Source organism: Saccharopolyspora sp. 6M, from assembly GCF_020176775.1.
Classification (GTDB): domain Bacteria; phylum Actinomycetota; class Actinomycetes; order Mycobacteriales; family Pseudonocardiaceae; genus Saccharopolyspora_C; species Saccharopolyspora_C gregorii.
Map to the genome: position 1 here is coordinate 1 of NZ_JAIUJZ010000212.1, position 14,201 is coordinate 14,201.

General features: G+C 70.6%; 15 protein-coding genes. 5 read left to right on the forward strand and 10 right to left on the reverse strand.

Going from position 1 to position 14,201, the window contains the following annotated elements; translation table 11 throughout:
* Positions 1-452: 452 nt before the first annotated feature.
* The 10 genes from tyrS to LCD31_RS24260 form a co-directional block, all read right to left on the reverse strand.
* Positions 453-1,727 (reverse strand): tyrosine--tRNA ligase, encoded by a 1,275-nt coding sequence (gene tyrS, locus LCD31_RS24215; protein WP_224961616.1) that lies wholly within the window; start codon positions 1,725-1,727, stop codon positions 453-455.
* Positions 1,728-1,760: 33 nt separating this feature from the next.
* Positions 1,761-2,387, reverse strand: a complete 627-nt coding sequence (locus LCD31_RS24220) for a DNA-3-methyladenine glycosylase (RefSeq protein ID WP_224961619.1) — start codon at positions 2,385-2,387, stop codon at positions 1,761-1,763.
* A 34-nt stretch (positions 2,388-2,421) separates the two neighbouring features.
* Positions 2,422-3,843, reverse strand: coding sequence for an argininosuccinate lyase (gene argH / locus LCD31_RS24225; protein ID WP_224961621.1), 1,422 nt, complete (start codon positions 3,841-3,843; stop codon positions 2,422-2,424).
* Between the two features lie 9 nt (positions 3,844-3,852).
* Positions 3,853-4,428: an arginine repressor gene (locus LCD31_RS24230; protein WP_224961623.1), complete on the reverse strand. Its 576-nt coding sequence runs from the start codon at positions 4,426-4,428 to the stop codon at positions 3,853-3,855.
* Positions 4,425-5,348: an ornithine carbamoyltransferase gene (gene argF, locus LCD31_RS24235; protein WP_224961626.1), complete on the reverse strand. Its 924-nt coding sequence runs from the start codon at positions 5,346-5,348 to the stop codon at positions 4,425-4,427. Before argF ends, LCD31_RS24230 begins: the two co-directional genes overlap by 4 nt.
* 48 nt (positions 5,349-5,396) lie before the next feature.
* Positions 5,397-6,569, reverse strand: a complete 1,173-nt coding sequence (locus LCD31_RS24240) for an acetylornithine transaminase (RefSeq protein WP_224961627.1) — start codon at positions 6,567-6,569, stop codon at positions 5,397-5,399.
* Positions 6,566-7,543, reverse strand: a complete 978-nt coding sequence (argB, locus tag LCD31_RS24245; protein ID WP_224961629.1) for an acetylglutamate kinase — start codon at positions 7,541-7,543, stop codon at positions 6,566-6,568. The genes LCD31_RS24240 and argB overlap by 4 nt, the downstream gene beginning before the upstream one ends.
* Positions 7,540-8,697: a bifunctional glutamate N-acetyltransferase/amino-acid acetyltransferase ArgJ gene (gene argJ / locus LCD31_RS24250; protein WP_224961631.1), complete on the reverse strand. Its 1,158-nt coding sequence runs from the start codon at positions 8,695-8,697 to the stop codon at positions 7,540-7,542. Before argJ ends, argB begins: the two co-directional genes overlap by 4 nt.
* 52 nt (positions 8,698-8,749) lie before the next feature.
* Positions 8,750-9,778 (reverse strand): N-acetyl-gamma-glutamyl-phosphate reductase, encoded by a 1,029-nt coding sequence (argC, locus tag LCD31_RS24255; protein WP_224961633.1) that lies wholly within the window; start codon positions 9,776-9,778, stop codon positions 8,750-8,752.
* Between the two features lie 104 nt (positions 9,779-9,882).
* Entirely contained in the window at positions 9,883-10,161 is a 279-nt protein-coding gene (locus LCD31_RS24260) for a hypothetical protein (protein WP_224961635.1), read from the reverse strand.
* Between the two features lie 124 nt (positions 10,162-10,285).
* Between LCD31_RS24260 and LCD31_RS24265 the strand changes: the two genes are divergently transcribed.
* The 5 genes from LCD31_RS24265 to LCD31_RS24285 all read left to right on the forward strand — a co-directional run bounded on the left by LCD31_RS24265 (position 10,286) and on the right by LCD31_RS24285 (position 14,075).
* Positions 10,286-11,140, forward strand: a complete 855-nt coding sequence (locus LCD31_RS24265; RefSeq protein WP_224961637.1) for a DUF5753 domain-containing protein — start codon at positions 10,286-10,288, stop codon at positions 11,138-11,140.
* Between the two features lie 21 nt (positions 11,141-11,161).
* The gene (locus LCD31_RS24270; protein WP_224961640.1) at positions 11,162-11,434 is read left to right on the forward strand and encodes a DUF397 domain-containing protein; all 273 of its coding nucleotides are present in this window, start codon (positions 11,162-11,164) and stop codon (positions 11,432-11,434) included.
* A gap of 79 nt (positions 11,435-11,513) precedes the next feature.
* Positions 11,514-11,816, forward strand: coding sequence for a hypothetical protein (locus LCD31_RS24275; protein WP_224961641.1), 303 nt, complete (start codon positions 11,514-11,516; stop codon positions 11,814-11,816).
* Positions 11,816-13,504: an alpha/beta hydrolase gene (locus LCD31_RS24280; protein ID WP_224961643.1), complete on the forward strand. Its 1,689-nt coding sequence runs from the start codon at positions 11,816-11,818 to the stop codon at positions 13,502-13,504. The genes LCD31_RS24275 and LCD31_RS24280 overlap by 1 nt, the downstream gene beginning before the upstream one ends.
* Positions 13,505-13,532: 28 nt before the next feature.
* Positions 13,533-14,075, forward strand: a complete 543-nt coding sequence (locus tag LCD31_RS24285) for an LppA family lipoprotein (RefSeq protein ID WP_224961645.1) — start codon at positions 13,533-13,535, stop codon at positions 14,073-14,075.
* Positions 14,076-14,201 lie beyond the last annotated feature (126 nt).

Below are 14,201 nucleotides of genomic sequence, written 5' to 3' on the forward strand. Positions count from 1 at the left end.
CAAGATGAGTTTACCACTCACCATCATCGGCACGCTGTTGAGTTCTCAAAGAACACACCCACACCATCACCCACAACCCCTGCATTCAGGGCCGCGAACTCCGGGGAGTCGTTATTTCGTCTTTCGTTCTTGCGATGTTTCAAACTCTAGCAGGCCCGATTTCCGGCCGTTTCAGGGGGGTCGCTTTCGCGTTTCCGCGGTTTCCCGCGCCTGCCCAGCCAAGTTCCGGCCTGCTTTTAGAGTTTTCCACTTCGGTTCCACCCACTCTACCAACACCAGTTGGGAGCTTGGTTCGTGGCCCCGCTGTCGCGCCCGGTCCGATTTTCTCGGCCCGTTCCGCGCTGACTTGAAGTAATTTACGCGTCGGCCGACCCAAAGTCAAGTCAGCCCGCAGTAGGACCGGAACGAGGCAAACCCGCAGGTCACCCGCCGTTTCCGGCCCTACGAACAGGCTAGTACAGCACCTTGATCCCCGCAGTGTGACGCTTGCCACGTCGGATGACCGCCCAGTGGCCGTGCAGCAGGTCGTCCTTCGACGGAGACCACGTCTCATCAGCGATTTTGGTGTTGTTGACGTAGGCGCCGCCCTCGTTGACGGTGCGCCGCGCGGCGCCGCGGCCCTGCGCGAGACCCGCCTCGACCAGCAGGTCGACGATGGTGGGCTCGTCGGACAGGCGCACTTCGCCGGTGGGGACCTCGGCCATGACCGCGTCCAGCGTCGCCTCGTCCAGCTCCGCGAAGTCCCCGCGGCCGAACAGCGCCTGGCTGGCGGCGATCACCTGGCGGGTCTGGTCGGCACCGTGCACCAGGGTCGTCAGCTCCTCGGCGAGCCTGCGCTGGCCGGCGCGCTGCTGCGGGCGTTCGGCGGTGGTGCGCTCCAGCTCCTCGATCTCCTCGCGGTCGAGGAAGGTGAACAGGCGCAGGTATTTGGCGACGTCCGCGTCCGCGGAGTTCACGAAGTACTGGTACCAGGCGTACGGCGAGGTCAGCTCCGGATCGAGCCACACGTTGCCGCCGCCGGTGGACTTGCCGAACTTCCGCCCCTCCGCGTCGGTGACCAGCGGCAGGGTCAGCGCGTGGGCGGTGGTGTTCTCCTGGCGGCGCAGCAGGTCCACGCCGGCGACGATGTTGCCCCACTGATCGGAGCCGCCGAGCTGCAACCGGGTGCCGTGCCTGCGGTAGAGCTGCACGTAGTCGTTGGCCTGCAGCAGCATGTAGCTGAACTCGGTGTAGGACAGGCCGTCGCCCTCCAGGCGGCGCTTCACCGTCTCCCGCGCGAGCATCGTGTTGATCGAGAAGTGCTTGCCTACGTCGCGGAGGAACTGGGTGACCGGCAGCTGCGCCGTCCAGTCCGAGTTGTCGGCGACCAGCGCGCCGGTCGAGGTCCCGTCGAAGTCGACGAACTTCGCCAGCTGGTGGCCGATCCGCTCGGTCCACGCCCGGACCGTGTCCTCGTCGTGCAGGTTGCGCTCCCCGACGTCCCGCGGGTCACCGATCAGGCCGGTCGCGCCGCCGGAGAGCACCACCGGGCGGTGCCCGGCGAGCTGGAAGCGGCGCAGCGTCAGCAGCGGGATCAGGTGGCCGGCGTGCAGGCTGGGTGCGGTGGGGTCGAAGCCCGCGTAGAGAGTGAGCGGCCCGGAATCCAGGTCCGAACGCAGCGCGTCGAGGTCGGTGGATTGCGCGATCAGGCCGCGCCAGGACAGCTCGTCAAGGATGTGCTCACTCACGCGACCCAGTCTGTCGCATGCCGACGAGCGGTTTCATGCCTGGTCCCGGATGCGCCGACGTCCCCCGCGCCGGTAGGGGCTCACCGCCGGGGAGCCGTCGATCCAGGACCGCCAGGGCAGGTCCACCGCGGTGGCGACGCCGACGCGCGGCCCGGTGCGCACGTCGTCCTCGTCGACGGCGGGGCCGTCGAGCAGCCGGATCGGCGAGTCCGGGTCGGTGAGGTCGATGCCGTTGTGCTCGCGGGTGATGCCGAGGACGCCCGCCAGCCGGGCGGGGCCGCTGGCGAGCTGGACGTCCTTGCGCACCGCGGGGCGGCGGCTGCGGGCCAGCTCGGTGCCGTCGAGGACCTCGGCCGCGCGCAGCAGCACCGCGCCGGGCACGCCGTCCTCGGTGCACACGACGTTGATGCAGAAGTGCAGCCCGTAGACGAAGTAGACGTAGAGGTGCCCGGCCGGGCCGAACATCACCGCGTTGCGCTGCGTCTTGCCGCGGTAGCAGTGCGAGGCCGGGTCGTCACCGCCGCGGTAGGCCTCGACTTCGACGAGCCGCACCCGCACGTCGCCCTCCGGGTGGCTGGACCGCAGCTCGCAGCCGAGCAGGCTGCGGGCCACCCGGAGGGGGTCGTGGGCGAGTTCCGCTCGCGTCAACTGGTGGCTCACGAGCGGAACAGTACCGACCGGACGTGAACGGTCCTCACGCCGCCAGCCAGGCGCGATGCGCCTCGATCGCGGTGAACACGCGGTCCCGCTGCTCGCGCACCCGGTCGGGCGCGGTGCCGCCGTGGGCGTCGCGGGAGGCGATGGAGCCGGGAACGGTCAGCACCTCCCGCACCTGCGGGGTGAGCGCGGGGTGCGCGGCGGTGAGCTCCTCGTCGGTGAGCTCGTCGAGCCCGGCCCCGCGGGCTTCGGCCGTGCGCACGCACTCCCCCGACGCCTCGTGCGCGACGCGGAACGGCACGCCCTGGCGGACCAGCCACTCGGCGATGTCGGTGGCAAGGGTGAACCCGGCGGGCGCGAGTTCGGCGAGCCGCTCGGTGTGGAAGGTGAGCGTGCCGAGCATCCCGGCCATCGCGGGCAGCAGCAGGTCGAGCTGTTCGACGGAGTCGAAGACCGGCTCCTTGTCCTCCTGCAGGTCCCGGTTGTAGGCCAGCGGCTGCGCCTTCAGCGTCGCGAGCAGGCCGGTCAGGTTGCCGATGAGCCGCCCGGACTTGCCGCGGGCCAGTTCGGCGACGTCGGGGTTCTTCTTCTGCGGCATGATCGAGCTGCCGGTGGCCCAGGCGTCGTCGAGCGTGACGTAGCCGAACTCGGCGGTGTTCCAGATGATCACCTCTTCGGCGACCCGGGACAGGTTCACCGCGAGCATGGCCAGGCAGAACGCCGATTCGGCCGCGAAGTCGCGGGAGGCGGTGCCGTCGATGGAGTTGTCCACCGCGCCGTCGAAGCCGAGCTCGGCGGCCACGGCCTGCGGGTCCAGCCCCAACGAGGAACCGGCGAGCGCACCGGACCCGTACGGGGAGAACGCGGTGCGGGCGTCCCAGTCCCGCAGCCTGCTGACGTCGCGCAGCAGCGCCTGGCAGTGCGCGAGCAGGTGGTGGCCGAGCAGCACCGGCTGCGCGTGCTGCAGGTGGGTGCGGCCGGGCAGCACCGCGTCCGGGTGGGCCTGCGCCTGCCCGGCGAGGGCGGCGACGACGTCGAGCACGCCTGCGGCGACGCGGCGGGTGGCGTCGCGCAGCCACATCCGGAACAGGGTGGCGACCTGGTCGTTGCGGGAGCGGCCGGCGCGCAGCTTGCCGCCGAGGTCGGTGCCGACGCGTTCGAGCAGCCCGCGTTCGAGGGCGGTGTGCACGTCCTCGTCGTCGATGACGGGCTGGAACGCGCCGGACTCGACGTCGGCGGCGAGCACGTCGAGGCCCTGGTGCATCCGCTCCAGCTCATCGGCCGTGAGCAGCCCGGCCGCGTGCAGCACGCGGGCGTGCGCGCGGGAACCGGCGATGTCGTAGGGGGCCAGCCGCCAGTCGAAGTGGGTGGAGAGGCTCAGCGCGGCCATCGCTTCGGCCGGGCCGGAGGTGAAGCGGCCGCCCCACAGCTTGGTGGGCTCGCTGCCTTGCTGGGTCACGGTGGGTCCTTATCGGGATTCGTTCGGATGGTGCGGGTTCGATCGGTCATCGTCCTCGCCGCCGGCGGGATGCGCGTCGCCCGGTTCGCCGTCCTCGGGCCGGGCGCGTTCGCCGGAGGCCATGTTGGTGAACCGTTCGGCGAGGTCGAGGCCGGTGAGCGGCTCGGGGGCGACGACCATGACGGTGTCGTCGCCCGCGATGGAGCCGACGGCTTCGAGCAGGGCGGCGCGGTCGATGGCGCTGGCCAGGAACTGGGCGGCGCCGGGCGGGGTGCGCAGCACGGTGAGGTTGCCGGAGCCGTCGGCGGAGACGAGCAGTTCCGCCAGCAGCCTGCTCAGGCGCGTGGTGCCGCCCTGCACCCCGCGCACGGGGCTGCCGTCCTCGGGGATGACGTAGACGGCGGCTCCCCCGTCGGGCCCGCGCAGCTTCACCGCGCCCAGTTCGTCGAGGTCGCGGGACAGCGTGGCCTGGGTGACGTCGATGCCGTCCCCGGCGAGCAGCCGCGCGAGCTCGGTCTGGCTGCGGATGCCCATCGCCGAGACCAGCTCGACGATGCGGGCCTGCCGGGCCGCCCGGGTGCTCATGACCGCTGCACCAGCCAGGCGAGCAGGGCCTTCTGCGCGTGCAGCCGGTTCTCGGCTTCGTCGAACACGGCGCTGGCCGGCCCGTCGAGCACGTCGTCGGTGACTTCCCAGCCGCGGTGCGCGGGCAGGCAGTGCAGCACGGTGGACTCGACGCCGGTGGCGGCGAGCAGTTCGGCGTTGACCTGGAAGGGGCGGAACGGGCTGACCCGGTCCTTGCCGTCGTTCTCCTGGCCCATCGAGGTCCAGGAGTCGGTGACGAGCACGTCGGCACCGTCCACGGCGGCGCGCGGGTCGGTGTCGACGCGCACGGAACCGCCGGTCTCGGCGGCGCGCTTGTTCGCCGCGTCCAGCACCCACTGGGCGGGAGCGAATCCCTCGGGGGCGCCGATGCGGACGTGCATGCCCGCGGTGACGCCGCCGACCAGCAGCGAGTGCGCCATGTTGTTGGCGCCGTCGCCGAGGTAGGTGAGCGTGCGTCCGGGCAGTTCGCCGTGGCGCTCCCGCACGGTCTGCAGGTCGGCGAGGACCTGGCAGGGGTGGAACTCGTCGGTGAGCGCGTTGATCACGGGCACGGTGGCCGCGCCCGCCATGGCCTCGATGCGCGGCTGGGCGAAGGTGCGCCAGACGACGGCGTCGACGTAGCGGGACAGCACCCGCGAGGTGTCCTCGATGGTCTCCTCGCGGCCGAGCTGCATCATGCGGCCGTCGACGACGAGCGGCTGGCCGCCGAGCTGGTGGATGCCGACCTCGAAGGACATCCGGGTGCGGGTGGAGTTCTTCTCGAAGATGACCGCGATGGAGCGGCCCTCCAGCGAGCGGTCCCCGTTGCGGTCGGCCTTGAACCGAGCGGCGAGGTCGAGGATGTCGGTCTGCTCCTGCGGGCTCAGGTCGTCGTCGCGCAGGAAGTGCCGGAGCGTCACGGGATCACCTCCGTGGCTGTCGTGGTGGGGTTCGGGTGTTCGGGCAGGTCAGCCGAGCAGACCGGGCAGGGCGGCGACGAGCCGCCGGGCCTGGTCGGCGTCGAGCACCAGTGCGGGGCTCAGCCGCAGCACGTCGGGCTGCACGGCGTTGATCAGGTAGCCGGCGTCCTGGGCCGCGGCGGCGGTGGCGGCGGCGACGGGCTCGGTGAGCCGGATGCCGAGCAGCAGGCCGAGGCCGCGGACACCCGCGATCTTCGGGTGGCCGAGCTCGCGGACGCCGTCGGCGATGAGTTCGCCGATGGCCTTGACGTGGTCGAGCAGGCCGTCGGCGGCGATGGTGTCGAGGACGGCGAGCGCGGCCGCGCAGGCGACGGGGTTGCCGCCGAAGGTGGTGCCGTGCTGGCCGGGTTGCAGCAGTTCACCGGCGTCGCCGACGCCGATGCAGGCGCCGAGGGACAGTCCGCCGCCGAGGCCCTTGGCGAGGGTGATCACGTCGGGTTCGATGCCGTCGCGCTGGAACGCGAACCAGTGCCCGGTGCGGCCGATGCCGGTCTGCACCTCGTCGACGACGAGCAGCGCGCCGTGCTTCGCGGTGATCTCGCGGGCGGCCCGCAGGTAGCCCTCGGGCGGGACGATGACGCCGTTCTCGCCCTGCACGGGTTCGACGACGAACGCGGCGGTGGTGTCGTCGATGGCGGCTTCGAGCGCGGCGACGTCGCCGAAGGGCACGTACTCGACGCCGGGCGGCAGCGGGGCGAACGGTTCCCGCTTGGCGGGCTGGCCGGTGAGGGCGAGCGCGCCCATGGTGCGGCCGTGGAACCCGCCCTCGGTGGAGATGATCTTGAGCCGTCCGGTGCGCCGGGCGATCTTGAACGCGGCTTCGTTGGCCTCGCCGCCGGAGTTGCAGAACAGCACCCGCCCGCGCCCGGCGAACCCGGCGAGCTCCAGCAGCCGTTCGGCGAGTTCCAGCCCGGGTTCGTGGGCGTAGAAGTTGGAGACGTGCCCGAGGGTGCCGATCTGGCGGGTGACGGCCGCGACGACGTTCGGGTGGGCGTGGCCGAGTGCGTTGACGGCGATGCCGCCGACGAAGTCGAGGTAGGTGTTGCCGTCGGCGTCGGTGACCTCGCAGCCGGAGCCGCTGGTGAGGGTGAGCTTCGGAGTGCCGTAGTTGCCCATCATGGACGCCTGCCAGCGCTGGGTCCCGGTGGTGTTGGTGGTCATGCGGGGTCGCCTTCCTGTCCGGGCAGCACCATCGTTCCGACGCCTGCGCTGGTGAACACTTCGAGCAGCACCGAGTGCGCGAGCCTGCCGTCGATGACGTGGGCGCGCGGCACACCGCCGCGGACGGCGCGCAGGCAGGCCTCCATCTTCGGCACCATCCCGGCGGCCAGGCCGGGCAGCAGCGCTTCGAGCTCGTCGGCGTCGAGGCGGGCGACGAGGGAGGACCGGTCCGGCCAGTCGGTGTAGAGACCTTCGACGTCGGTGAGCACCACGAGCTTCTCGGCGCCGAGTGCGACGGCGAGCGCGCCGGCGGCGGTGTCGGCGTTGACGTTGTGCACCACGCCGTCCACGTCGGGGGCCACGGTGGACACGACGGGGATGCGCCCGGCGCTGATCAGGTCGAGCACCGCGTCCGGGTTGACGGCGACGACGTCGCCGACGAGGCCGACGTCGACGGGCTCGCCGTCGACGGTGGCGGTGCGGCGGGCGGCGGTGAACAGCTGCGCGTCCTCGCCGGACATGCCGACGGCGTGCGGTCCGTGCTGGTTGATGAGGCCGACGAGTTCGCGGCCGACCTGGCCGACGAGCACCATCCGCACCACGTCGAGGGTTTCGGGGGTGGTGACGCGCAGGCCACCGCGGAACTCACCGGTCATGCCGAGCCGGTCGAGCATGGTGGTGATCTGCGGTCCGCCGCCGTGCACGACGACGGGGTGCAGTCCGGCGAGGCGCAGGAACACCATGTCCTGCGCGAATGCGGCCTTGAGCTCGTCGTCGATCATGGCGTTGCCGCCGTACTTGACGACGACGGTGGCGCCGTGGAAGCGCTCCAGCCAGGGCAGCGCTTCGACGAGCACGCTGGCCTTCTCGGCGGCGGTGGCGAGGCGGTCGGCCGGGGTCTGTTCGGCAGGCGTCCGGTCGGCGGAGTTCTGGTCGGCCGGGTTCTGCTCGGCGGGAGCCTGTTCGGCGCTCATGAGGAGTACGCGCTGTTCTCTTCGACGTAGTCGTGGGACAGGTCGGTGGACAGGATGGTGGCGGCCTGGTCGCCGAGGTGCAGGTCCACGACGATCTCGATGTCGCGGCCGGTGAGGTCGGCTTCGCCGCGGTCCCGGTTGGGCAGTCCGCCCGCGAACAGCGAGACGCCGTTGGTGATGATCTCGACGCGACTGACGTCGATCTCGGCCTGGGCCCGGCCGAGCGCCATCGCGATCCGGCCCCAGTTCGGGTCGGAACCGAACAGCGCGGTCTTCACCAGGTTGTCCTCGGCGATGATCCGTCCGATGTGGACGGCGTCGTCCTCGGTGCGGGCGCCGCGCACGGTGATGTCCACGGCCTTGGTGGCGCCTTCGGCGTCGCCCTGCAGCTGGCGGACGAGGTCGGTGCTGATGGCGGTGAGGACCTCGGTGAGCTCTTCGGCGCTCGGTTCGACGCCGGAGGCGCCGGAGGCCAGCACCAGCACGGTGTCGTTGGTGGAGGTGCCGCCGTCCACGTCGAGCCGGTCGAAGGTGGTGCGGGTCGCGGCGCGCAGCGCGGTGTCCAGCACGTCCGGTTCGACGACGGCGTCGGTGGTGAGCACGCTGAGCATGGTGGCCATGTTGGGCGCGAGCATTCCGGCGCCCTTGGCGAATCCGCCGATGCTGAACCCGTTCCCGGCGGCGGTGGCCTGCTTGGCCTTGCTGTCGGTGGTGAGCACGGCGGTGGCGGCGGCGGTGCCCGCGTCCGCGGTCCCGTCGAGCGCCGCGGCCGCACCGTCCACTCCGGACACGACGGCCGGCATCGGGAGGCGTTCGCCGATCAGCCCGGTGGAGCAGACGGCCACGTCGATGGCGCCGACACCGAGGACGTCGGCGACCTTCTCGGCGGTGGCGTGGGTGTCCTGGAAGCCTTCGGGCCCGGTGCAGGCGTTGGCGCCGCCGGAGTTGAGCACCACGGCGTGCAGGCTGCGTTCCTGCAGTACCTGCTGGGACCACAGCACCGGCGCGGCCTTGACCTTGTTGGTGGTGAAGACCCCGGCGGCGGTGTGCCGCGGACCGTCGTTGACGACGAGGGCCAGGTCGAGCGCGCCGGTGGGTTTGATCCCGGCGGCCACGCCGGCCGCCCGGAATCCGGCGGGGGCGGTGACGCTCATGCGTTCTCCTCCGTGCTGGTGGTACCGGGTGCGGCGGGGTGCGGGCCGTCGGTCACGGGGCGATCCCGGCGAGCGGCAGGCCGGTGGTCTCGGGCAGGCCCTTGGCGAGGTTCATGCACTGCACGGCGCCGCCCGCGGTGCCCTTGGTGAGGTTGTCCTCGGCGCCGATGACGACGAGCCGCCGCGCGTCGGCGTCCACCGCGACCTGCAGGTGCACCGTGTTGGCGCCGAGCGTCGCGGAGGTCTGCGGCCAGGAGCCTTCGGGCAGCACGTGCACGAACGGCTCGTCGCCGTAGGCGTCCAGGTAGACCTTCCGGGCGGCGGCGGTGTCGAGGTCGCCGCGCAGCGGGGCGCTGCAGGTGGCGAGGATGCCGCGCGGCATCGGCGCGAGCACGGGGGTGAACGACACCTGCACCGGTTCGCCCGCGACGGCGCTGAGGTTCTGCACCAGCTCCGGGGTGTGCCGGTGCGCGCCGCCGACGCCGTAGGCGCTGGCCGAGCCCATGACCTCGGCGGACAGCAGGTGCGGCTTGAGCGCGCGGCCGGCGCCGGAGGTGCCGGTGACGGCGACGACCTGCGCTTCGGGTCCTACGAGCCCGGCGGCGAAGGCGGGTGCCAGCGCCAGCGAGGAGACCGTGGGGAAGCATCCGGCGACGGCGATCCGGTTCGCGGTGCGCAGTTCCGCCCGCTTGCCGGGGAGTTCGGGGACGCCGTAGGGCCAGGTGCCGGGGTGGTCACCGCCGTACCAGCGGGTCCACGCCTCGGGATCGTTGAGCCGGTGGTCGGCACCGCAGTCGATGACGAGGGTGTCGGCGCCGAGTTCGGCGGCGATGGCCGCGGAGTGCCCGTGCGGCAGCGCGAGGAACACGACGTCGTGACCGGCGAGCGCGGCGGCGGTGGTCTCGGCGAGTTCGCGGTCGGCGAGCGGTAGCAGGTTCGGGTGGTGCGCACCGAGCTTGGTGCCCGCGTTGCCCCCGGCGGTCAGCGTTCCGATCTCGACTTCGGGGTGCGCCAGCAGCAGGCGGAGGAGTTCTCCGCCCGCGTAGCCGCTCGCACCCGCCACTGCCACCCGAATCACCATGCGGATGATTATGCATCGTCGTGCAACATCAATCAAGAATGGGGCCGGTCACGCGCGCCACAGGCGGGCTCCGCGATCGGCTGGGCTTCGCGACCGGTCGGGCTTCAGAGCCAGACGAGCCGCACGTTCCCGACGATCTCGAACATCGCGCGGACCCGCTCGGCGGAATCGGCGTCGCCCTTCAAACCTCCCGGCCCCACGAACACCGCCCCCGGCGGCACCTGGTCCGACGCGCACTCGCCGCTGATGTCCAGGCCCCACGCGCAGACGTCCGCGTCGAGGACCTCGCCGTCCTCGCTGGTCAGCTCGTAGACCGCGAACGGGCGCGGACGGGCGCCGTCGCGGAGCGCGCGGAGGAGTTCGGCTTCCGGGTCGTCGTGCATGGTGAGCCCCCTTCATGGATCAACATTCGGAGGCGAACGCTACTGAGCAACTTGCTCATAAACGATCGCTGAATCCGGTGAACATGCTTTCGGAGGGAGCAGGGCGGGCGGAATCATGATCCGCATGGCACCGGACCCGAAGATGCTCAAGATCCAGCTCGGCATCGAACTGCGCCGCCTGCGCGAAGAAGCCGAGTGCACGGCCGCGGCGGCGGCAGCCGTGGTCGGCGGGACCGCACCGAAGATCAGCAAGATCGAGAGCGGCAAGCAGGGCGTCACCACGGCCGAGGTCGAGAAGCTGTCCGCGCTCTACGACGCGCCCGCCAAGCGGCGGAAGTACCTGATCGGCCTCGCGAGCCAACTCCCCCGGCGCAGCCCGCGCCGCACCACCTACCGGGACGCGGTGCCCGACTGGTTCCAGCGGTTCCACGCACTGGAGTACGCGGCTACGGACATGCGGATCTACGAGGTGGAAAGCGTGACCGGGCTGCTCCAGACCCACGACTACGCCCGATCGATGATCCACGCCTGGGAACCTGCCGCAGATCCGAGGATGATCGAACGCCAGGTGCAGACCCGGCTCGATCGCCAATCGGTCCTCACTCGTCGGCACAAACCGCTGAACTTGCAGGTCGTCCTCAGTGAAACCGCGCTTCGCCGCGTTCAAGGCAGCGGGAAGATCATGCGTGCGCAGCTGGAGCACCTGGCCGAAACGGCTTCCAAACCGAACGTGGACCTCAGGGTTCTCCCGTTCAGCGTGCCGAACCGCATCTCAGTGGCGTCTTCCGCAACGCTGCTCCACCTTGCCGAGCAACAGCTTTCGGCCGTCTACCTCGAAGACGTGCTGGGTGCTACCTACCTCCACGAACCGGCGGAGTTCACGCGCTACAGCATCGTCTTCGAACGACTTCGGGCGGCTGCACTGCCGGAGCACGAGTCGCAAGATTTCATCGCTATGGTGGCCGCCACGCACGAATAGGCGATCATCGAAAGGGCGATCATGCACCCGGACTTCTCGACAGCCGTCTGGCGCAAATCCAGCCGCAGCAGCTCCAGCGGCGGCCAGTGCGTCGAGATCGCGTTCGTGCCCGACTCCGCCGACTGGCGGAAGGCCAGTCGCAGCCAGGGAAACGGCGGCGCCTGCGTGGAGATCGCCGTGCAGCACTCCGTCGTCGGCATCCGCGACTCCAAGGACGCGGCCGGACCGGTGCTCGCGGTGAGCCGGAACGCGTTCGGCGCCTTCCTGCGGGCGATCGGTTCCGGTCGGATGTGACTCGGCGCGGAGATCGTCCGGAATGCGGCCGCCGCGCCGCTCCGCGCTGTTAAGGTCCTGCCCCGCGAGGAGGGGTGCAGTGGGCTACGAGGTCGTCACGACGGCGCTGGAGGACGCGGCGAAAGCCGCTCGGTCCGCCGCCGAACAGGCCAGGTCGGTGCGGTTGGAACCGGCCACCGACAAGATCGCGGAGGCGATGCCGGGCTCGGCGTCGGCTCCGGCCGCCGAGCACACCGGCGGCAGCTGGCGCGGCTCGCTCGACGGGTGGAACCGGGACGTCGAGCACTACGCGGACTCGCTGTCCGGCAGCGCCCGCGACTACGACGGCCGCGAAGGCACCGCCGCGGACGGGTTGCACGCGGCTCAGGGCGGTGGTGCGTGATGGTGCTCCTCGGCGACCTGCGGCGTTGGAACGCGGACCTGCTCGACGACGCCATCGACGAGCTCAAGGACCGGCAGGACCGGCTCGTGCAGCTCGACGACGAACTCGCCGGGTCCGGGCGTCCCCGCGAATGGCAGGGCAAGGCCGCGGACGCCGCCACCGCCGAGCACGCGAAGCTCGGCGAACGGCTCCGGGAACTCGTGCTGGAGATCTCCACCGTCCGCACCGCCGCCATCGCCACCGCCGACGAGATCCGGGCGGTCGGGAACGAACTGGTCGAGGCCGACGCGCTCGCGCACGCCCACCACTTCGCGATCACCGACGACGGCGGCGTCGACGATCTCGGCACCCCGCCCGGCACCCGGCCCGACGAGGCCGCCGACGTCGACGCCGACCGGCACGAGCGCATCCGGCCCGACCTCGTCCACCGGGTCGAACGCATCCTCGCGCGCGCTGACGACGCGGACCGCGAACTCGCGAAGGTCCTCGGCGACGCGGACAAAGACCTGATGGACACCGGAGGGGCGAAGACCCTCGCCGACGCGGCCGCCCTCGGCGACGCCCGCGGCCTCGGCGAGACCATCGAACCCCCGCCGCCCGGCGACCCGGCGAAGAACGCCGAATGGTGGAAGTCCCTGCCCGCCGAGACGAAGTCCGCGCTCGCCGCCGCTCCCCCGGCCTGGCTCGGCGGCATGGACGGCATCCCCGCCACCGTCCGCCACACCGCCAACGTCAACAAGATCGACGACGAGCGGGCCGTGCTCAACGCCGAAGCGAACCGCCTCCGCGAGCAGATCAAGAAGGTTCCGAAGGGACCCGGCGCCAGGAACCTCGAAGCCGAGTACCGGCGCCCCCTCGACCAGGTCGAAGCCAAGCTGAAGTCCCTGGACGAGGTCGAAGCCACGGCGAAGAAGACGGACCGCCAGCTACTGGTGCTCGACACGTCCGGTGAACGCACGAAGGCGGCGATCGCTGTCGGGAACGTCGACACTGCCGAACACGTCAGTGTGTTCACCCCTGGCCTCAACAGCACGGTCGAAGGCGGGAGCCTCAACGATTACGACAAGAGCATGGACCTTCTGCAGCAAGATGCGACCGCTCAGTCTCAACAGTATGGAGACGGCGGAGACGTAGCAGCCGTCACTTGGCTCGGGTACGAAGCACCTCAGATCAACGACTCGCTTGGATCTGACTCGGTAGCGAGCTCTACGTCCGCAGAACGTGGTGGCGACAAACTCGCCGACTTCTACCGCGGCATCAACGCATCGCGCGACGACAACCCCCACCTGGTCGCGATGGGGCATTCCTACGGGTCGACGACCACTGGCTATGCCTTGCAGCACGATGGAGTGGGCGTTGACGCAGCTGTTGTCATGGGCTCGCCTGGAGTCGGCACTGCCCACCCATCGGAGTTGAACGTCCCAGCTGGGCAGCTATACAACATCGAATCAAAGCGCGATCTGGTCGCAGACCTCTCATGGTTCGGCGGGGATCCCTCGAAACAAGCCGACTTCCGCCACCTTTCGACAGGTGAAGAGATCACGCCTGATGGTCAGCACCTCAACGAATCGATCGGACACAACACAGGAGGCCCCGACGGCTACCTGAACCGTGGCAACACGAGTCAGTACAACGCCGCCGCCGTCGCTGCTGGGCTTCCTGATCGAACGGTGGTCGAACGCAGGTGATCGTATGCATACCGACCGGGGAAGATTCATGAAACGCTTGATGCTCCTGACAGCGCTTGTCATGAGCCTGACCGCCTGTGGAGTGGAACCGGGACAAGAGTCGGAAGGAAGCATGGAAGATCAGCGCGCCGAGCTCTTGAGCCGCCCCAGCATGGAAGAGGCCAGTGCTCGCTACCAAGAGATGTTGACCAGAGTCAGGGACGAACTGGCAGTCGCCTACCCCTGGATCAGCTGGAACTACGTCCGGGAACTGCACAACTCCGGCTGCACCGGCTTCAACGAGTTCACGACCACCGCCGAAAGCCAAACCCTCGGCGTCTGGTCAACCGAAGGCAACATCCCCGACCCCGAATGGCCCCACGCCGAACAGATCGTCGCCCGCATCAGCGCCGAATACGGCTTCACACCACCCGAAACCGTCGTCAGCCGCCCCGCCGACCACCAGATCGTCGGCAGCGATGCCTACGGCGCCGGCTACCGCTTCGGCACCGCCAAACGCACCGTCCTCTCCGGCAGCACCGGCTGCCACCTCCCGCAAGCGGAGAAGGACAAGCTCCAGCAGTCCGGCTGACCCGGGGGTGGAACGCGGGCAGGGGGGGGGGCCCGCGGGGGCGCGCGGCGGCGCCCGGCCCGCAAAAGAAGTGGTCGGTAGCACGCCCGGCCCGGGGGGGAGCCCGCCGCGGAGGGGCGGGGGGAG

Excerpts from the sequence above, each read along its gene's own strand:
- LCD31_RS24280 (WP_224961643.1), top strand. The coding sequence starts at position 11,816 with ATGGTGCTCCTCGGCGACCTGCGGCGTTGGAACGCGGACCTGCTCGAC.
- argJ (WP_224961631.1), bottom strand. The coding sequence starts at position 8,697 with ATGAGCGTCACCGCCCCCGCCGGATTCCGGGCGGCCGGCGTGGCCGCC.
- LCD31_RS24230 (WP_224961623.1), bottom strand. The coding sequence starts at position 4,428 with ATGAGCACCCGGGCGGCCCGGCAGGCCCGCATCGTCGAGCTGGTCTCG.
- LCD31_RS24270 (WP_224961640.1), top strand. The coding sequence starts at position 11,162 with ATGCACCCGGACTTCTCGACAGCCGTCTGGCGCAAATCCAGCCGCAGC.
- LCD31_RS24260 (WP_224961635.1), bottom strand. The coding sequence starts at position 10,161 with ATGCACGACGACCCGGAAGCCGAACTCCTCCGCGCGCTCCGCGACGGC.
- argB (WP_224961629.1), bottom strand. The coding sequence starts at position 7,543 with ATGAGCGCCGAACAGGCTCCCGCCGAGCAGAACCCGGCCGACCAGAAC.
- LCD31_RS24285 (WP_224961645.1), top strand. The coding sequence starts at position 13,533 with ATGAAACGCTTGATGCTCCTGACAGCGCTTGTCATGAGCCTGACCGCC.
- LCD31_RS24240 (WP_224961627.1), bottom strand. The coding sequence starts at position 6,569 with ATGACCACCAACACCACCGGGACCCAGCGCTGGCAGGCGTCCATGATG.
- argC (WP_224961633.1), bottom strand. The coding sequence starts at position 9,778 with ATGGTGATTCGGGTGGCAGTGGCGGGTGCGAGCGGCTACGCGGGCGGA.
- LCD31_RS24265 (WP_224961637.1), top strand. The coding sequence starts at position 10,286 with ATGGCACCGGACCCGAAGATGCTCAAGATCCAGCTCGGCATCGAACTG.